Source organism: Actinomycetota bacterium (assembly GCA_035697485.1).
GTDB lineage: Bacteria > Actinomycetota > UBA4738 > UBA4738 > HRBIN12 > JAOUEA01.
The window spans coordinates 31,203-48,970 of record DASSCU010000003.1; the positions used below are offsets into that span (position 1 = coordinate 31,203).

Here is a 17,768-nt window from a genome sequence, read left to right on the forward strand (position 1 = left end):
GGCGTGCGTATACTCGGCACCAGAAGCTCGTTTCCGGGGCGGGGTGCGACTCCCCACCGGCGGTGAGAGTCCGCGACCCCACGGCCGCCAGCCGTGGGTGGATCCGGTGCGATTCCGGAACCGACCGTGACAGTCGGGATGGGAGGAGACGGGCACACGGCTCGGTCGCGCGTCCCTGCGCGGCCTGCACCGGCCGTGCGCCTGCCGTGCCCACCCGCTCCGGGCGGAGGAGGCACGATGGCTGCGATCGCGGAGGCCCACATGCGCCGGGCCCTGGAGCTCGCCGAGCGAGGCTGGGGCCGGGTGTCCCCGAACCCCCTCGTGGGCGCGGTCGTCGTGTTCGACGGCGAGATCGTCGGTGAGGGATGGCATGCAGGCCCCGGGACCGATCACGCCGAGGTGTTGGCGCTGCGGGCCGCGGGCGACCGCGCGAGGGGCGCCACCGTCGTCTGCACGCTCGAGCCATGCAACCGCTTCGGTCGCACCCCGCCCTGCACCCGGGCCCTGATCGGGGCCGGTGTGGCGAGCGTGGTCGTCGCGGCGACCGACCCGAACCTCGGCGACGGCGCCCCGGGCATCGCCGAACTGCGCGCGGCCGGCATCCAGGTCGAGGTCGGTCCGTCGCAGGCGGAGGCGCGGGAGCTGAACGTCGCCTTCGATCATCACGTCGTCACGGGCCGGCCGTTCGTCGTGTTGAAGATGGCGTCGAGCCTCGACGGGAAGACGGCCGCCACCGACGGTTCGTCGCGATGGATCACCGGCGTCGCCGCTCGCGCCGACGTGCACCGGCTCCGCGCCTGGTCCGATGCCGTCGTGGTGGGCGCCGGCACCGTGATCGCCGACGATCCCGTCCTCACCGTGCGAGGGCCCTTCCAGGGCACCGCGACCCCGCCCGTGCGCGTGGTGGTCGACTCGGCCGGCCGCGTGCCGAGCACGTCGCGCGTGTTCGACGGTGCCGCTCCGACCCTCGTGGCCACGACCGATCGCATCTCGGACGCGCGGATCCGCGAGTACGGCGACGCCGGTGCCGACCTGGTCGTGCTCGATCGCGACGCGGCGGGCTCCGTCTCTTTGCCGGCCCTGGTCGAGGAGCTCGGCAAGCGCGACGTGCAGGGGCTGCTCCTCGAGGGTGGAGCGACCCTCGCGTGGAGCGCGGTGCGCGACGACGTGGTGGACCGGGTCGTGCTGTACCTCGCGCCGCTGCTGATCGGCGGAGCGGTTGCCCACACGGTGATGTCGGGTGCGGGGTTCGCACCGATCGACTCGGCGAAGCGGCTCGGGCCCCTGCGCGTGGAGCCGGTCGGCGAGGACCTGAAGGTGGTGGCCGATGTTCACGGGCATCGTTGAGGAACTCGGTTCCGTGCACGCGCTCGATGCGCATCGTCTCGAGGTTGCCTGCGGGGTCGTGACCGACGACAGCGACGTCGGCGCATCGGTCGCGGTGAACGGGGTCTGCCTCACGGTGGTGGCGCGGACGGCCGATCGGCTGGGGTTCGACCTCTCCGACGAGACGATCGCCCGGACCAGTCTGCGCCGGCTCGGCGTGGGCGCCCCGGTCAACCTGGAGCGGCCCGTCACGTTGGCGGCTCGGCTCGGAGGCCATCTCGTGCAGGGGCACGTCGACGGCGTGGGCAAGGTCGTCGACGTCGCCGCCGACGACGCGGGCGGGGCTCGGGTGCGCATCACGGTGCCGGCTGGACTCCGCCGCTACACGATCGAGAAGGGGTCGATCACGGTCGACGGCGTGAGCCTCACCGTCGCCGAGTTCCGCGACGACGGTATCTCGATCGCGCTGATCCCACACACCCTTGCCGTGACGACGCTCGGCACGGTCCGGCCGGGCGACCCCGTCAACCTCGAGGTCGACATGATCGCCAAGTACGTCGAACGACTCCTGGCTCCCGATGCCGGGCTCACGGACGACACCGCCGACGATGGAGGAGCACACGATGGATGACAGCGGGAACCGCGACGGGCTCGATCGCACGGTCTTCTCGACGATCACGGAGGCGATCGACGAGATCCGCCGAGGACGCATGGTGCTCGTCGTCGACGACGCCGACCGCGAGAACGAAGGAGACTTCATCATGGCCGCCGAGGCGTGCACCCCCGAGGCCGTGAACTTCATGGTCACCCACGGTCGCGGCATCGTGTGCCTGCCGTGCGCCGCCTGGCGCCTGGACGAGCTCGGCATCCCGCAGATGGTGACCGATACCACCGACGGCCACGAGGCCGCGTTCACCGTGTCGATCGACTACCGGCACGGCACGACGACCGGCACCAGCGCTCTCGACCGGGCGGTCACCGCCAAGGCCGTGACCGATCCCGAGGTCGTGCCACGCGACTTCCAGAAGCCTGGACACGTCTTCCCGCTCCGGGCGAAGGACGGCGGGGTGTTGCGCCGCGCCGGACACACCGAGGCTGCCGTCGACCTGGCCACGATGGCCGGCATGTTCCCGGCAGGCGTGATCTGCGAAGTGATGAACGAGGACGGCACGATGGCTCGCATGCCCGAGCTGATCCGCGTCGCGCGGGAACACGACATGAAGCTGATCTCGATCGCGGATCTCATCGAGTACCGTCGCCGACGCGAGGTGCTCGTGCAACGGGTGGCCGAGGCGACGATCCCCACGCCGTACGGTGACTTCCGGTCCTACGCGTACGAGAGCGTCGTCGACGGCCGCACGCATGTGGCACTCGTGATGGGCGACATGGCCGACGGACGCGGGGTCCTCACCCGAGTGCACTCCGAGTGCCTCACCGGCGACGTCTTCGGTTCCTTACGATGCGACTGCGGGGCCCAGCTCGACCGGGCCTTGGAGATGATCGCGAAGGAAGGCCGCGGGGTCGTGCTCTACATCCGGGGCCACGAGGGGCGGGCGATCGGGCTGACGCACAAGCTCCGCGCCTACGAGCTGCAGGACCAAGGCCGCGACACGGTCGAGGCCAACCTCGAGCTCGGATTCCCCGCAGATCAGCGCGAGTACGGCATCGGCGCCCAGATCCTCGTTGACCTCGGCGTGACGACGATGCGGCTCCTGACGAACAACCCCGACAAGCGGGCGGGACTCGAGGGCTACGGGCTGGCGATCGAGGAACGGTTGCCCCTGCGCATCGACCCGACGCCGGAGAACATCGGCTACCTTCGGACCAAGCAGCAGAAGATGGGGCACCTGCTCGACGTGGCGGAGGCGGAGCCCGAGGCGGGGGCCCGCGCGTGACCACGTACGTGGGCGTGCACGACGGCGCCCGCCGCCGCATCGCAGTCGTGGCGGCGAGGTTCAACGAGATCGTGACCGCGAGGCTCGTCGAGGGGGCGATCGCGGGGCTCGCCAAGCACGGTGTGGCCGACGAGCATGTCGACGTCTCGTGGGTGCCCGGCGCCTTCGAGATCCCGCTGGTGGCGTCGCGGATGGCGAGATCGGGCCGATACCACGCGGTGATCTGTCTCGGCGCCGTGATCCGCGGCGAGACGACGCACTTCGAGCTCGTGGCCAACGAGGCCGCGCGCGGCATCGCGCAGGTCGCTCTGGAGACCGGGGTGCCGGTGATCTTCGAGGTGTTGGCCACCGACGATCTCGCGCAGGCCGAGTCCCGCGCAGGAGGGGCGCACGGGAACAAGGGATGGGAGGCGGCCGAGGCGGCGCTCGAGATGGCATGGCTGCTGGACCGGCTTCCCAACGAGGAAGGAGGGCGGCGATGATCCGTCGATCCGGAGCGGAGCAGATTCGCATCGATCAGGAGGGCGGCCGATGATCGTCGACAAGCCGTGGGGCAAGGTCGCCACCTATTCCCTCAACCAGCCGTCATCGGTCCGCGTCATCACCGTCGAGCCCGACCAGGAGACGAGTGTGCACTTCCACCGCATGCGCGACGAGATGTGGGTCGTGCTCGACGCGGGCCTCACGATCGAGATCGGCAACCGCGTCGTCGAAGCCCAGCCGGGGGAGGAGTTCATGATCCCCGCCGAGGAGACCCACCGCATCCGCTGCACCGGATCGTCGCGAGGGCGCATCCTCGAGATCGCCTACGGATACACGATGGAAGACGACACGCAGCGCCTCGAAGACGCCTACGGCCGTCCCCTCGAGCCGGATTGGTGAGCGGCGGGGGTGTGGTGCGTTCGTCGACACCCCTGGGGTCCGACGCCTATACTTCCCGCCCAGAAGTGCACGCACGTGTGTTCGTCATGCACCGGGCCTGCCCGGTGCTCGTTCGTCTGTAGGAGGTGATGCGGGGTCTCCACCGATCCGCGAATCAACGACCGGATCCGCTCTCCCCAGGTGCGCCTGGTGGGGGCCGACGGCCAGCAGATCGGGGTGATCGACACCCGTGAGGCGCTGCGCCAGGCCCGCGAGCTCGATCTCGACCTCGTCGAGGTGGCACCGCAGGCGAACCCGCCGGTGTGCCGCATCATGGACTACGGCAAGTTCAAGTACGAGCGCGACGTCCGTCAGAAGGAAGCCCGCAAGAAGCAGTCGCGGAGCGGCCTGAAGGAGATCAAGTTCCGCCCCAAGATCGACCCCCACGACTACGCCACGAAGAAGGGCCACGTCGAGCGGTTCCTGAAGGGCGGCAACAAGGTCAAGGTCACGATCATGTTCCGAGGGCGCGAGATGGCGCACACGGAGCTCGGGCGCAAGATCCTCGACCGCCTGGTGGCCGACCTGGGCGAGGCGATCGTCGTGGAGTCCTTCCCGAAACAGGAGGGACGCAACATGATCATGGTGATCGGGCCGAACAAGCGCTACGTCGAGGCGCAGGCCAAGGAGGCCGCGAGACTGGCTCGTGACGCTGAGCGGACCGAGGCCGCGCCCGATGCGACCCCCGAGTCGGAGTCCGAACCCGAAGCGGAGCCGAGCGAACCGGTGGCGGAAGCCCCCGCATCGAACAACGAAGGATGACGCGATGCCCAAGATGAAGAGCCACAGCGCCACCACCAAGCGCTTCCGCATGACCCGCAAGGGCAAGGTGCTGCACCGCAAGGCGACCGGCAACCACATGCTCACGAAGAAGAGCGGCGGCCAGCGCCGCCGCGTCGAGGGCATGTCCGAGGTCACGGCCGAGAAGACGAAGATCAAGCGACTGCTGGGGAAGGCCTGAGCGATGGCGCGAGTGAAGCGATCGGTCCACGCGAAGAAGAAGCGCCGTGCGGTGCTCGAGCAGGCCAAGGGGTATACGGGAACCCGACGGAAGCGGTACCGCGCCGCCAAAGAGCAGGTCATGCACTCGGGCATGTACGCCTACCGAGACCGCCGTGACCGCAAGGCGCAGTTCCGCAGGTTGTGGATCGCGCGAATCAACGCGGCGGTCCGCCCCCACGGCATGTCGTACTCGCGGTTCATCAACGGCTTGAAGCTGGCTGGCGTCGAACTCGACCGCAAGATCCTCGCCGACTTGGCCGTCAGCGACCCCACGGCGTTCGCCGCGCTCGTCGAGCAGGCGAAGGCCGCCTCCGCCGCGGCCTGAGGTCCGCTCGGCGGAGGGGCACCCGGTGCTGACGTCCGCCAAGAATCCCAAGGTCGCCAACGCCGCGCGCCTGCGCAAGCGGGCCTTCCGCGAGGACGCGCGGCGGTTCCTGTTGGAGGGCGCCCAAGCGGTCGGCGAGGCCCTCGAGGCCGAGCGGCTCGAGACCCTGTTCACCACCGATGAGCTCGATCCTCTCGCCGTGCGGGCTCGGCACGCCGGGATCGAGACGTACCACGTCGCCGACGAGGTGGTCCGCCGCCTGACATCCACCGTGACCCCGCAGGGGATCGTCGGAGTCGCCGGCTTCCTCGACGTCGGGCTCGGGTCGGTCCTCGAGGCCGCCTTCAACGAAGGCGAGGGGTGCATCGCACTGCTGCACCAGGTCCGTGATCCCGGGAACGCCGGCACCGTGCTCCGCTCCGTCGACGCTGCGGGCGCCGGCGGGATCGTCTTCTCCGAGACCTCGGTCGACGTCTACAACCCCAAGACCGTCCGCGCCTCGGCGGGATCCGTGTTCCACGTGCCGGTCGTGCGCGACGCCTCCACGATCGACGCGATCGAGCGGGCGAAGGGCGCGGGAGCCCGCGTGCTCGCGATGGCTGCCGAGGGGTCGAGCGACCTCTACCGCACCGACCTGTCGGGCCCTGTGGTCCTCGTGTTCGGCAACGAAGCGCAGGGGCTGCCCGACGACGTCGCGACCGCCGCCGACGCCGTGGTCCGCGTCCCCCAATCGGGCCGAGCGGAATCGCTGAACCTCGCGGCGGCGGCGACGGTGTGCCTGTTCGAGTGGCAGCGGCGTCGTCTGCGGTCCGGCGAGGCCCTCGAGAGCATCGTGACCGCGGCCGCCCACGACATCCGGTCGCCCCTCACCGCCATGAAGGGCTTCGGGTACGCCCTTGAGCGTCGGTGGGACGCGATGACGGAGGAGCAGCGGGCGATGATGCTGCAGGGCATCGTGCACGATGCGGACCGCATGGACACGATCCTGCGCATGCTCGTCGACGCCGCCCGTGTGGTCGGCGGCACGCTCGAGGTCTTCCGGGAGCAGGTCGACGTCGGGGACCTCGTCAGGCGCGTGGCCGAGGCCCAGCGACGGGATCCCGACCATCCGGGGGTGGAGTGGGTCGGCCAGGTGCAGACGGTCTTCGCCGATCCCGCCCGGCTCAAGACGACCCTCCAGGCGTTCTGCGGTTCGCTCGTATGGTGGGGGAGCGAGGGGCCGATCGTCGTCGACGCCGAGATGCGGGGCGCCACGCTGGTGCTCCGTGCCTCGAGACCGGTCGAGGATCTCACCGACGACGAGGCCGACGGGCTGTTCCAGCCTCGACGGCCGGGAGAGGGGGCCGGCAGCAAGATCGGCCTGTTCGTCGCGCGGGGCGTGGCCGAGGCCCAGGGTGGGCGCTGCTGGGGCTCGGTCGAGAACGGCCGTCTCGTGTTCCACCTCGAGCTCCCGGCCGGACCGGACACGCCGTCGGGCTGAGCCGTCGAGCACGTCGGCCTGCAGCCGGCCGGTAGACTCTGGCCCCTGATGGACCCCGAGGAGATGCTCCGTTCGCTCGAGGTCGAGCGCGATCGTGGCCTCGGCCTGATCGAAGCGGCGGCCACGCCGGAGCAGCTCGAGGCCGCCCAGGTCGAGGCGATGGGCCGCCGGTCCCCGTTCAGCGCGATCCAGAGGTCGCTGGGGGCCCTGCCCCCCGAGGACCGCAAGCGCGTGGGCCGAGCCGCGAACGAGGTGCGGACCGCGCTGCAGGCCGCGCTCGGTGCCCGAGGAGAGGCCCTCGAGCGGCTGGCCGAAGACGCCCTGCTCGATGCCGACCGGCTCGACATGTCGTTGCCCGGACGGGCGCCGCGCGTGGGGTCGTTCCACCCTCTGACGATCGTCGAGCGCGAAGCGGTCGAGGTGTTCACGAGCCTCGGCTTCCGGGTCGCGGAAGGGCCCGAGGTGGAGGACGACTGGCACAACTTCCAGGCGCTGAACATCCCGCCCGACCATCCCGCCCGCACGATGAAGGACTCCCTGTACGTCGACGTGCCGGGCAGGCCGGAGCTCTTGCTACGCACGGAGACGTCGGCGGTGCAGATCCGCACGATGCAGTCGCAACCGCCGCCCGTGTTCGTCGTGGCGCCGGGTCGGGTCTACCGGCGCGAGACCCCTGACCCGACGCACCTGCCCGTCTTCCAACAGATCGAGGGGTTGGCGGTCGACGAGGGCATCACTTTCGCCGACCTGAAAGGCACCCTCGACGTGTTCGTGAAGGCCATGTTCGGCGAACGCCGGCGCATCAGGCTCGGACCCGCGTTCTTCCCGTTCGTGGAACCGGGATGCGAGGTCGGCGTGTCGTGTTTCCGCTGCGATGGAGCCGGCTGTCGTGTCTGCGGCACCGGGTGGATCGAGCTGCTCGGCGCCGGCATGGTGCACCCGGTGGTCCTCGAGAACTGCGGCTACGACCCGGAGCGCTATACGGGATTCGCGTTCGGCCTCGGCATCGAGCGCGTGGCCCTGCTGCGCTACGAGATCCCAGACATCCGCATGCTCGTCGACGGCGACGTGCGTCTGCTGGAGCAGTTCCAGGGGGTCGTATGAGGATCGTCTGGTCGTGGCTCCGGGAGTTCTGCCCGACCGAGCACAGCGCGGAGGCCCTCGCGGAACGCCTGACCCTGCACGGCGTGAAGGTCGAGGAGGTACTCCGGCCGTGGAGCGGCGTGCAGCACGTGGTCGTCGCCCGCGTCGTGAAGGTGGAGGACCATCCGAACTCGCAGAAGCTCACCGTGGTCACGGTCGACGACGGCACCGGGGAGCACGTCGTCTGCGCCGGCATCCGCAATTACGAGGCGGGCGACCTCGTCCCGTGGGCCCCCCCGGGCGCCCGTGTCCCCGTGTTGCCCGAGCCGCTCGCGCCGCGCGAGATGGGCGGCATCGTCTCGAACGGCATGCTGTGCTCGCCGCGCGAGTTGGCGATCGCCGACGTCCACACCGGCATCCTCGTGCTGAACGCCGAGGCCGTGGCTCCGGGGGAGGACATCGTCACCGCGCTCGGCCTCGACGACGAGGTCCTCGACATCGAGGTGGAACCGAACCGGCCCGACTTCCTCAGCGTGGTGGGGGTGGCGCGCGAGGTCTCGGCGCTCACGGGTCAACCGCTCGTCGACCCCCTTCCGCCACTCGAGGAGACGCGGGAAGCGGCGGGCGAGGTCGCCTCGATCCGGATCGACGCGCTCGACGGGTGCCCTCGGTACGTGGCCCGGGTGATCCGCGGCATCGGTGGGGGAACGACACCGATCCGGGCCCAGGCTCGACTGACCGCATGCGGCATGCGGCCGATCTCCCCGGTGGTCGACGCGACGAACTACGCGATGCTCGAGCTGGGACAACCCCTGCACGCCTTCGACCTGCATCGGCTGGAGGGGCCCGGCATCGTGGTGCGGCGTGCGGCCGACGGCGAGCCCCTGCGCACGCTCGACGGCGTCGACCGGACGATGGGCGAGGGCGATCTGCTGATCTGCGACGTCGAGCGCCCGGTGGCGATCGCGGGCGTGATGGGAGGCGCGACCTCTGAGGTCGCCGGCGATACCGTCGATGTCCTGCTCGAGTCGGCGTCCTTCACCCGGACCGGCATCCTTCGCACGGCGCGCCGGCTCGATCTGCACACGGAGGCGTCCCATCGCTTCGAGCGCGGCACCGATCCCGAGGCCCTCGAGGCCGCGGCGGCCAGGGGGGCCCAGCTGATGGCTGCGTGGGCGGGCGGCACCGTCGCTCGCGGCATCGCCGAGGACGGGGACACGCCGCCCCGCCGATGGGTGTCGATGCGACCTGCGAGGGCGTCGGAGCTGCTCGCCTTCGAGGTCAGCGGGGCCGACGCCGAAGGCGCCTTCGACCGGCTGGGCATGGCGCACCGCGCCCCGACCGGCGGGGATGCGGCGGACCTCGAGGTCGAGGTGCCCGGGTATCGCGTCGACATCGAGCGCGAGGTCGACCTGATCGAGGAGGTGGCCCGCGTGCTCGGGTACGAGCGGATCGGCATGCGGGTGCCGCCGACCGGACAGGCCGGAGGCGTTCCCGAGTCCTACCGGTTCCGGATGCGGGCGGTGGAGGGCCTCGTTCGGTGCGGGCTCCGCGAGGTGCAGCTCATGACGTTCGCCTCGGCCGAAGACGTCGCGATGGCCGGCGACGTCGAACCGGTACCGGTCGCGAACCCCCTGCAGGCCGACGAGGGGTTTCTGCGCACGCGACTCTTGCCCGGGCTCGTGCGGGCGACCGGACGCAACCAGGCCTGGGGCGTCGCCGACATCGCGATCTTCGAGGCGGGCACGGTGTTCCGTCTCGAGGGTGAGGACGTCGTGGAACGTCAGCACGTGGCGATGACGCTGTCCGGTCCCGCCGAAGAGCACTGGTCCGCCGGGCCCAGGCCGTTCGACGCGCTCGACGCGACGGGGGTCCTCAGCTCGTTGATGGCCGAGCTCGGCGTCCGCGAGTGGCGCCTGGGCGACCCGCCCGGTCACCCGTTCCATCCGGGGCGGTCCGCGCAGGTGCTCGTCGGCGATGCCGTCGTCGGATCGGTGGGCGAGCTGCACCCGCGGGTGACCCGCACGCACGAGGTCGAGGGTCGCCTGGCGGCGTGCGAGGTGGTGCTCGACGAACTCCTGACGGTCGCGACGGACTCCGTGGTGGCGCGCGACGTGCCACGCTATCCGCCCGTCCGGCGCGACCTCGCGTTCGTCGTCGCCGAGGATGCCGTCGCCGGGGAGGTGCAGGCGGCGATCGAGCAGGCCGCCGGCGAGCTGTTGAGCCGGTGCACCCTGTTCGACCTGTTCCAGGGGCCGCCCCTCTCGCCCGGCACCAAGAGCCTCGCCTTCGCGATCGAGCTCCGGGCCCACGACCGCACGCTCACGAGCGAGGACGGGGAGCCCGTCGTCGCCGCGATCGTCGACCGGCTCCGCCGAGACTTCGGCGCCGAGCTGCGAGCGGGCTGACCCCGATGCGCGTCGTCGCCGGCCGAGGCGGGCCGGAACCGACCTCCGCTGGCACCGCTTCGGTGGATGCCGATAGACTCCGCGCCGTGGAGCAGGACTACCTCTCGGTCGACGATCTGAGCCCGAAGGAGCTCGAGGAGCTGCTCGACCTGGCCGCCGACGTGAAGTCCCGCCCCGAGGCGTACGAGGGGCGGCTGGCGGGCCGATCGATCGGGCTCGTCTTCGAGAAGCCGAGCACCCGCACCCGCGTCTCGTTCGAGGTCGGGGTCGTGCAGCTCGGTGCTCATCCGGTCGTACTCTCCTCGAGCGAGCTCCAGCTCGGCCGTGGCGAGACGATCGAGGACACCGGTCGCGTGCTCTCGAGGTTCCTCGACGCGATCGTGCTGCGCACCTTCGAGCAGGAACGTCTCGAGGTGCTGGCTGGAGCCGCCGACGTGCCGGTGGTGAACTCCCTCTCGGACTTCGAGCACCCGTGCCAGGCGCTCGCCGACCTGCTCACGATGCGCGAACGGCTCGGGTCCCTCGGAGGCCGCACCCTCACCTACCTCGGTGACGGGAACAACGTGGCGCATTCGTTGCTGCTCGGCGGCACGAAGGTGGGCATGCGGGTACGGGTCGCGACCCCCGCCGGATTCGAGCCGATCCCGCAGGTCGTGCAGCGCGCCGCCGAGATCGCGACCGAGACCGGCGGCGCGACGGAGGTGACGAACGACCCCTCGGGCGCCGCCCGCGGCGCCGACGTCCTCTACACGGACGTGTGGGCGAGCATGGGGCGGGAGGCCGAGGCCGACGAGCGGATGCTCGTGTTCACGCCCTATCAGGTGACCCAGGACCTGGTCGACGTCGCCGCCGACGACGTCGTGGTGTTGCATTGCCTCCCGGCCCACCGCGGGCAGGAGATCGCCGCCGAGGTGATCGACGGTCCACGCTCGGCGGTCTGGGACCAGGCCGAGAACCGCCTTCACACCCAGAAGGCGCTGCTGCTGCGGCTGTTCGGCGCCGCCTGAGGCGTCGCGTGCCTCGATCCAACGACCTGGTCGAGCGGGCGCTCCAAGAGTACGCCGATCTGCTCTCGATCGTGAGCGAGGATCCCTTCAAGCCGCGCGCCTACGAGAAAGCGGCTCGGGCCGTGGGGGGATACCCAGACGAGGTCGCCGAGCTCGACGAACAGGGCGTGCTCGCGATCCCCGGGGTCGGGAAGTCGATCGCCGCGAAGGTCACCGAGTACCTGCGGATGGGGAGTTTCGAGGAGCTCGATGAGCTCCGCGCGCAGGTGCCCGACGGCGTCCGCGAGATGACGTCGATCCCCGGCTTCGGCCCGAAGAAGGCGATGGCGGCCTACCGGGAGCTGGGCGTCACCTCGGTGGATGAACTCGTGGCCGCCGCGGAGCGTGGCGAGCTCGCGAACCTGAAGGGCTTCTCCCGCACGACGGAACGCAACGTGCTCGACGGGGTCCGTCGGCTGCGGGCGAGCGGAGGGCGGGTCCAGGTGAACCAGGCCCGCGAGGTCGCCGAGGACGTGCTCGAGCGGATCCGGGCGATCCCGGGGGTGCGGCGTGCGACGTACGCTGGCTCGCTGCGACGCATGGCCGAGACGATCGGCGATGTCGATCTGCTCGTCGCGAGCGACCGACCGACCGCGGTGATGGATGCGTTCGTCGGGTTCAGCCTGGTGGACCGGGTGCTCGCGCACGGCGAGACGAAGTCGTCGATCGTGACGACGGGAGGGCTCCAGATCGACCTGCGCGTGATCGATCGTGAGGCCTGGGGCGCCGCGATGATCTATTTCACGGGCTCGAAGGCGCACAACATCCGGATCCGCGAGATGGCGGTGCGCCAGGGGCTGAAGCTGAACGAGTACGGGTTGTTCCGCGCGAAGACCGGGAAGCTCCTCGCGGCCGAGACCGAGGAGGCCGTCTACGAACGTCTCGGTCTTCCGTACATCGAGCCCACCTTGCGGGAGGACCGCGGCGAGATCGAGGCCGCGCTCGCGGGGGAGTTACCCGACCTGATCACCTTGCGACAGATCAGAGGCGATCTGCACACCCACACGAACCTGACCGACGGCCTCGCGTCGCTGGAGCGCATGCTCGAGGCGGCCGCCGAGCACCGCTACGCGTACTACGCGGTCACCGACCACGCGCCGAACCTGTACATGCAACGCATGACCGACGAGAAGATGCTCGATCAGCGTCGACGACTCCGCGCGCTGCAGGATCGGTTCCCGTCGATGCGGCTGCTGCACGGAACCGAGCTCAACATCGACCCCGACGGCGGCGTCGACTGGGACGAGGACTTCCTCGGGGGGTTCGACCTCACCGTCGCCTCGGTACACTCGCATTTCGCGCAGTCGAAGGACCAGATGACCCGCCGCGTGATCCGCGCGATCGAGCATCCCGGCGTCAACATCATCGGGCACCTGACCACGCGCAAGATCGGACGACGCGATCCGGTCGATCTCGATCTCGAGGAGGTGTTCGAAGCCGCGGGTCGCGCCGGGACGGCGCTGGAGATCAACGCATACCCCGACCGGCTCGATCTGCGGGACGAGCACGTGCTGTGGGCCCGCCGCCACGGCGTGCGCTTCGCGATCGATACCGACGCCCACGCCGTTGGGCACCTCGACATGATGCGCTTCGGCGTCGCGACCGCCCAGCGCGGCTGGCTCACGAAAGCCGATGTGATCAACGCCTGGCCGATCACCAAGCTCGAGCGGTTCCTGCGGAAGGACGGTTCCTGAGCCCCCCACGGCTGCCCCGATCGTTCTACGAGCGTCCGGCGGTGGAGGTCGCGGCCGACCTGCTCGGCCGCATCCTGGTGCGGCGGCTGCCCGACGGCGCTCGCCTCGCCGGGCGCATCGTTGAGACCGAGGCCTACGAGCCCGGCGATCCCGCGAGTCACGGCTTCCGCGGCATGACCGCTCGCAACGCAACGATGTTCGGGCCCGCCGGGCACCTCTACGTGTACTTCAGCTACGGCAACCACTGGATGATGAACGTGGTGACCAGGGGATCCGGAGAAGGCAGCGCCGTGCTCCTGCGAGCGATCGAACCGGAGGCGGGGCTCAACGCGATGGCTCGGGCCCGGGGGCGCGATCGTCCGCTCGACCTGTGCTCGGGCCCCGGCAAGCTCGCGCAGGCGTTCTCGGTCGACCGGTCCCAGGACGGCGTCGATCTCGTGATCGGACACGAGGTATGGATCGAGCGCGGCACGCCGACCTCCGACGCCCTCGTCGCGACGTCGGCGAGGGTGGGGGTGCGGGTGGGGTTCGAACGGCCGTGGCGGTTCTTCGTGGCCGGCGATCGGTTCGTCAGTCCGGGCCGGCCGGGACCTCCGACGTCTCCGCGACCTCCGACACCGTGATCGTGACGGTGCTCGTCTGGTTCGCCGAGGTCCCCGCCGAGGGGGACTGGTAGATCACGGTGCCGGCGGGTTGGGTCGAAGGCTCGACCCGAACCGCGACGTAGAACCCGGCGTCCTCCAACGCGAGCGCGGCTGATGCCTGATCGAGCCCGATCACCGACGGCACCGGCACCGATTGCACCCTCGTGGGTGACGTGCACACTTCGGTCGGTTCCGTGCCTTCGATGAACTGCAGCGTGTCGATGTTCTGTGGCAGCGTGTAGGCGTTGGGCAGGCAGTACGGCGATTGCGAGACGTCGACCGACACCGAGAGGTAGCCAACCTCCGGCGTCGGGAACTCGCGTTCGGGCAGGTCTGCTGCGGCTCGCAACATGAACAGCCGCCAGATCTGAGCCGGCCATGTGCCCCCGAAGACGGTGATGCGCGTGCGAGGCGGTTCCATCGGGATCAGCCCTTCGTGGAACCCGATCCAGACGGCGGCGGTGAGCTGAGGGATCGCGCCGACGAACCACGCATTCGTGTGTGTGTCCGCGGTGCCGGTCTTCCCCAGCTGCGGCCGCCCGATGATCGCCGATCGTCCCGTGCCGTAGCTCACGGCGTCCTGCAGGATGTCGGCGGCCGCGGACGCGACCTGGGGCTCGAGCACCTGCTTGGGGTGGGGGCGAGCCTGCCACAGGGTCTCGCCCTGGGGATCGGTGACGCTGACGACCGGGACCGGATCGATGTGAGCGCCGCCGGTCGCGAGCGTGCCGTAAGCACTCGCCATCTCGAGCGTGTTCGCCTCGTTCGTGCCGAGCACCGCCGAGAGATAGGGTGAGAGCGGCTCGTGCGGCTCGCTCACCCGCAGGCAGCACCGCATCCCCATCCGCTCCGCCGTCTCGACCACCTTGTCCGGCCCGAGCTGCTGGATCAACTGTGCGTAGACGGTGTTCACCGAGTTCACCGTGGCGCTGGCGAGGCTCATCGAGCCGTAGCCGCTGCCCTCCGCGTTCGTCACGTGCCAGATCGTGCCCCCTTCGAGCGGGATGTCGATCGTGGCCGGGGCCGGGAACACCGTGGATGGGCTGATGCCGTTCTCGAGGGCGGTCACGAGGGCGTACGCCTTGAAGGCGGAGCCTGTCTGGCGCCCCAGGCCGCCCTCGCCGGTCGCGAGGTTCACGCGCCCCGCGTCGGCGTCCCTCCAGTAGTCGGTGTCCTTGCCACCCACCATCGCCCGCACGAACCCGGTCCGGGGGTCGATCACGGTCATCGCGCCGTCGGGGTCGCCCCGGCTCTCGAGGACCGAGCGGACGGAGTCCTCGGCCAGCTCCTGCGTCCGAGGGTCGAGCGTGGTCGCGATGCGCAGGCCCCCGGTGAACAGGAGCTTGTATCGGTCCTGGCGCGTCGCGCCGAACGCCGGGTTGGCCAGGAACCATTCCTTGAAGTAGTCGACGAAATAGGGGAACCGGTAGCGATCGGTCGGCTCGCCACGATGCAGGACGATCGGCTCGCGGACCGCGGCGCGGTACTGCGCAAACTCGATCAGGTGCTGGTCGCGCATCAGCCGCAGCACGACGTTTCGCCGGCCGTACGCGCTCTCCGGGTGCACGAACGGATCGAAGTGGTTCGGCGCCGCGATCAGGCCGGCGAGCAGTGCGGACTGTCCGAGGCTCAGCTCGCGGGCGTCGATCGAGAAGTAGGTCTGGGCCGCGGATTGCACGCCGTACGCGCCTTCCCCGAGATAGACCGTGTTCAGGTACTTCGTGAGGATCTGATCCTTCGAGAGGCGATCTTCCAGCTGCCAGGCGAGCGATGCCTCGTCGAGCTTGCGCCGGAGCGTGTCGGCGTTGCCGACGTAGAGGTTCTTCACCAGCTGCTGGGTAATCGTGGAGCCGCCCTCGGTGACCTCCCCCTCGTTCGCGTTGACGACCGCCGCCCGGGCGATCGCGCGCACGTCGACGCCGTGATGGGCGAAGAACCGGCGATCCTCGATGGCGACCGCGGCGTCCCGGACGAAGGGGGACATCTCGCGCTGGCGCAGGACGACCCGGTTCTCGGCCGCGTGCAGCTCGGTGATCAGCGAACCGTCGGCGGCATACAGGAACGAGGTCTGCGCGAGTGGCAGTGGATCGTATTCGTCGATGCTCGGCAGGTCACACGCCGTCGCGGTGACCGCGAGCAGCAGCATCGAGCCGAACAGGGGGAAGCCTCGGCGGTGGCGCATCGCCGGGCGAGTGTAAACCGGGGACGGGGGGCAACCGTGGAGGCCGCCGGCATCGCCACTGGTAGCATCCGGCGCGGAATGGCTCCCCGAGACCCCGACGATCTGGGCGTGCTCGCCGCCGATGCGGCCGACGTCGTGCCGCCGGGGGCGCTCCGCGACAAGCTCGCTCTCGGCAGACCGCTCCGGGTCAAGCTGGGGCTCGACCCCACCGCCCCCGCGGTCACGCTCGGATGGGCGGTCGTGCTCCGCAAGCTGCGCCAGTTCCAGGACGCCGGACACACGGCCGTGCTGATCGTGGGCGACTACACGGCGCGGGTCGGCGATCCGTCGGCCAAGGCTGAGACCCGTCGCCGGTTGTCGAAGGAAGAGGTCGACGGGTACGCCGAGCGGCTGCTCGGACAATTCCGGAAGGTGCTCTCCGAGGACCGGCTCGAAGTCCGGCGCAACTCCGAATGGCTCGAGCCCATGGGCATGGACGACGTGCTTGGCCTCACCTCCTCGATCACCGTGGCTCGGATGCTCGAGCGCGACGACTTCGCGACGCGACATGCTGAGGGCAAGCCGATCTCCCTGATGGAGTTCATGTACCCGCTGCTGCAGGGCTACGACTCCGTCGCGGTCCACGCCGACGTGGAGCTCGGTGGCACCGACCAGCTCTTCAACCTCTTGGTCGGTCGCGACCTCCAGCGTGACCACGGGCAAGAGCCGCAGCTCGCGCTCACGATGCCGCTCCTCGAGGGGCTCGACGGGGTGCAGAAGATGAGCCAGTCCCTGGGCAACTACGTGGGGATCGACGAGGCGCCCGACGAGCAGTTCGGCAAGCTGATGTCGATCCCGGACCATCTGATCGTGAAGTATCTGCGCCTGTGTACGCCGATATCGTCACCCGACGCCGACGAGGTCGAGCGAGGACTGGCCGTCGGGTCGCTGCACCCCAACGACCAGAAGCGCCGCATGGCGCGACTCGTAGTCGACCTGTACCACGGCGAGGGTGCCGGGTCGCGAGCAGAGGCCCGGTTCGACATCGTCCACAAGCAGCACCAGTTGCCCGCCGAGGTGCCAGAGATGCCCGTCCCCGGCGAGGCGCTCAGGGATGGCCGCGTGTGGCTCCCCCGGCTCCTCGTCGCGACGGGGTTGGCCGCATCCAACGGAGAGGCGCGCAGGGCCGTCCGGGGGGGAGGCGTCCGGCTCGACGGTGAGCCGCTCGACGATCCCGACGCCGAGTATCAGCCGGAGTCGTTGCGCGGCAAGGTGTTGGCGGTCGGAAGGCGTCGCTTCGTCCGGCTCGTCTGACGTCGGGTTGACGGTTCGGACCTGACTGCTACAGTAAGCGGTCGGTGCCAAGCCCCTCTGCGTGGTTCTGCTACGCTCGAGTTGGCCGACGTGCCGTCTCTCGCACCTTGAGAACTGAACAGTGTGACAGAAGCCAGTGCCTTTACCCGTCAGGCGGATGGCGCGGTTCGCCGTGTCCATCCAGGTTCCTGACGGCTGTACTGGATCCGTCCGGTCTCGATCGGGCGGAGCCAGATCACGAAAGGCCGGTCACACGGGCAGTGCCTGCTCGGACCGGCCGAACTCCAACAACAGATAGCAAACCACGGGCCCTCGGGCCCGGGATGTTCACTATCTCTACGGAGAGTTTGATCCTGGCTCAGGACGAACGCTGGCGGCGTGCTTAACACATGCAAGTCGAACGGTGAACCGGGCTTCGGCCCGGGGATCAGTGGCGAACGGGTGCGTAACACGTGGGCAACCTGCCCCA

General features: G+C 70.0%; 16 protein-coding genes, 1 rRNA gene and 1 riboswitch. Of the genes, 16 read left to right on the top strand and 1 reads right to left on the bottom strand.

Going from position 1 to position 17,768, the window contains the following annotated elements:
* The first annotated feature begins 25 nt into the window (after positions 1-25).
* A riboswitch (FMN riboswitch) is annotated at positions 26-154 on the top strand.
* Between the two features lie 83 nt (positions 155-237).
* The 14 genes from ribD (at position 238) to VFI59_00320 (ending at position 13,803) form a co-directional block, all read left to right on the top strand.
* Positions 238-1,347, top strand: coding sequence for a bifunctional diaminohydroxyphosphoribosylaminopyrimidine deaminase/5-amino-6-(5-phosphoribosylamino)uracil reductase RibD (gene ribD, locus VFI59_00255; protein HET6712133.1), 1,110 nt, complete (start codon positions 238-240; stop codon positions 1,345-1,347).
* The gene (locus VFI59_00260; protein HET6712134.1) at positions 1,328-1,957 is read left to right on the top strand and encodes a riboflavin synthase; all 630 of its coding nucleotides are present in this window, start codon (positions 1,328-1,330) and stop codon (positions 1,955-1,957) included. The genes ribD and VFI59_00260 overlap by 20 nt, the downstream gene beginning before the upstream one ends.
* Entirely contained in the window at positions 1,950-3,221 is a 1,272-nt protein-coding gene (locus VFI59_00265; GenBank protein ID HET6712135.1) for a bifunctional 3,4-dihydroxy-2-butanone-4-phosphate synthase/GTP cyclohydrolase II, read from the top strand. The genes VFI59_00260 and VFI59_00265 overlap by 8 nt, the downstream gene beginning before the upstream one ends.
* On the top strand, positions 3,218-3,703 hold the full coding sequence (ribH, locus tag VFI59_00270; GenBank protein HET6712136.1) for a 6,7-dimethyl-8-ribityllumazine synthase: 486 nt from the start codon (positions 3,218-3,220) through the stop codon (positions 3,701-3,703). The genes VFI59_00265 and ribH overlap by 4 nt, the downstream gene beginning before the upstream one ends.
* 49 nt (positions 3,704-3,752) lie before the next feature.
* Positions 3,753-4,103, top strand: coding sequence for a cupin domain-containing protein (locus tag VFI59_00275; protein ID HET6712137.1), 351 nt, complete (start codon positions 3,753-3,755; stop codon positions 4,101-4,103).
* A gap of 153 nt (positions 4,104-4,256) precedes the next feature.
* Entirely contained in the window at positions 4,257-4,904 is a 648-nt protein-coding gene (gene infC, locus VFI59_00280) for a translation initiation factor IF-3 (protein HET6712138.1), read from the top strand.
* A gap of 4 nt (positions 4,905-4,908) precedes the next feature.
* Positions 4,909-5,103 (top strand): 50S ribosomal protein L35, encoded by a 195-nt coding sequence (rpmI, locus tag VFI59_00285; protein HET6712139.1) that lies wholly within the window; start codon positions 4,909-4,911, stop codon positions 5,101-5,103.
* A gap of 3 nt (positions 5,104-5,106) precedes the next feature.
* Positions 5,107-5,469 carry a 50S ribosomal protein L20 gene (gene rplT / locus VFI59_00290; GenBank protein ID HET6712140.1) on the top strand — a complete coding sequence of 121 codons (363 nt, stop codon included), beginning with the start codon at positions 5,107-5,109 and terminating at the stop codon, positions 5,467-5,469.
* Between the two features lie 25 nt (positions 5,470-5,494).
* Positions 5,495-6,949 carry a TrmH family RNA methyltransferase gene (locus VFI59_00295; GenBank protein HET6712141.1) on the top strand — a complete coding sequence of 485 codons (1,455 nt, stop codon included), beginning with the start codon at positions 5,495-5,497 and terminating at the stop codon, positions 6,947-6,949.
* Between the two features lie 48 nt (positions 6,950-6,997).
* The gene (pheS, locus tag VFI59_00300; protein HET6712142.1) at positions 6,998-8,053 is read left to right on the top strand and encodes a phenylalanine--tRNA ligase subunit alpha; all 1,056 of its coding nucleotides are present in this window, start codon (positions 6,998-7,000) and stop codon (positions 8,051-8,053) included.
* Positions 8,050-10,440, top strand: coding sequence for a phenylalanine--tRNA ligase subunit beta (gene pheT / locus VFI59_00305; protein ID HET6712143.1), 2,391 nt, complete (start codon positions 8,050-8,052; stop codon positions 10,438-10,440). The genes pheS and pheT overlap by 4 nt, the downstream gene beginning before the upstream one ends.
* Positions 10,441-10,526: 86 nt before the next feature.
* Positions 10,527-11,447, top strand: a complete 921-nt coding sequence (argF, locus tag VFI59_00310) for an ornithine carbamoyltransferase (protein ID HET6712144.1) — start codon at positions 10,527-10,529, stop codon at positions 11,445-11,447.
* Positions 11,448-11,455: 8 nt separating this feature from the next.
* The gene (gene polX, locus VFI59_00315; protein HET6712145.1) at positions 11,456-13,180 is read left to right on the top strand and encodes a DNA polymerase/3'-5' exonuclease PolX; all 1,725 of its coding nucleotides are present in this window, start codon (positions 11,456-11,458) and stop codon (positions 13,178-13,180) included.
* Positions 13,181-13,191: 11 nt separating this feature from the next.
* Positions 13,192-13,803 (top strand): DNA-3-methyladenine glycosylase, encoded by a 612-nt coding sequence (locus VFI59_00320; protein ID HET6712146.1) that lies wholly within the window; start codon positions 13,192-13,194, stop codon positions 13,801-13,803.
* Here the strand turns inward: VFI59_00320 and VFI59_00325 are convergent.
* The gene (locus VFI59_00325) at positions 13,751-16,006 is read right to left on the bottom strand and encodes a transglycosylase domain-containing protein (protein ID HET6712147.1); all 2,256 of its coding nucleotides are present in this window, start codon (positions 16,004-16,006) and stop codon (positions 13,751-13,753) included. The two genes, VFI59_00320 and VFI59_00325, sit on opposite strands and share 53 nt — an antisense overlap.
* Positions 16,007-16,084: 78 nt before the next feature.
* Here VFI59_00325 and tyrS point away from each other — a divergent pair, with 78 nt between their 5' ends.
* Positions 16,085-17,299, top strand: a complete 1,215-nt coding sequence (tyrS, locus tag VFI59_00330) for a tyrosine--tRNA ligase (protein HET6712148.1) — start codon at positions 16,085-16,087, stop codon at positions 17,297-17,299.
* A gap of 335 nt (positions 17,300-17,634) precedes the next feature.
* Positions 17,635-17,768, top strand: a 16S ribosomal RNA gene (locus tag VFI59_00335); the annotation flags it as partial.

What these genes read in the sequence shown, in the direction of transcription:
- pheS (HET6712142.1), top strand. Translation starts at nt 6,998, where the DNA reads ATGGACCCCGAGGAGATGCTCCGTTCGCTCGAGGTCGAGCGCGATCGT.
- VFI59_00260 (HET6712134.1), top strand. Translation starts at nt 1,328, where the DNA reads ATGTTCACGGGCATCGTTGAGGAACTCGGTTCCGTGCACGCGCTCGAT.
- pheT (HET6712143.1), top strand. Translation starts at nt 8,050, where the DNA reads ATGAGGATCGTCTGGTCGTGGCTCCGGGAGTTCTGCCCGACCGAGCAC.
- VFI59_00325 (HET6712147.1), bottom strand. Translation starts at nt 16,006, where the DNA reads ATGCGCCACCGCCGAGGCTTCCCCCTGTTCGGCTCGATGCTGCTGCTC.
- tyrS (HET6712148.1), top strand. Translation starts at nt 16,085, where the DNA reads ATGGCTCCCCGAGACCCCGACGATCTGGGCGTGCTCGCCGCCGATGCG.
- rplT (HET6712140.1), top strand. Translation starts at nt 5,107, where the DNA reads ATGGCGCGAGTGAAGCGATCGGTCCACGCGAAGAAGAAGCGCCGTGCG.
- VFI59_00275 (HET6712137.1), top strand. Translation starts at nt 3,753, where the DNA reads ATGATCGTCGACAAGCCGTGGGGCAAGGTCGCCACCTATTCCCTCAAC.
- VFI59_00265 (HET6712135.1), top strand. Translation starts at nt 1,950, where the DNA reads ATGGATGACAGCGGGAACCGCGACGGGCTCGATCGCACGGTCTTCTCG.
- rpmI (HET6712139.1), top strand. Translation starts at nt 4,909, where the DNA reads ATGCCCAAGATGAAGAGCCACAGCGCCACCACCAAGCGCTTCCGCATG.
- ribD (HET6712133.1), top strand. Translation starts at nt 238, where the DNA reads ATGGCTGCGATCGCGGAGGCCCACATGCGCCGGGCCCTGGAGCTCGCC.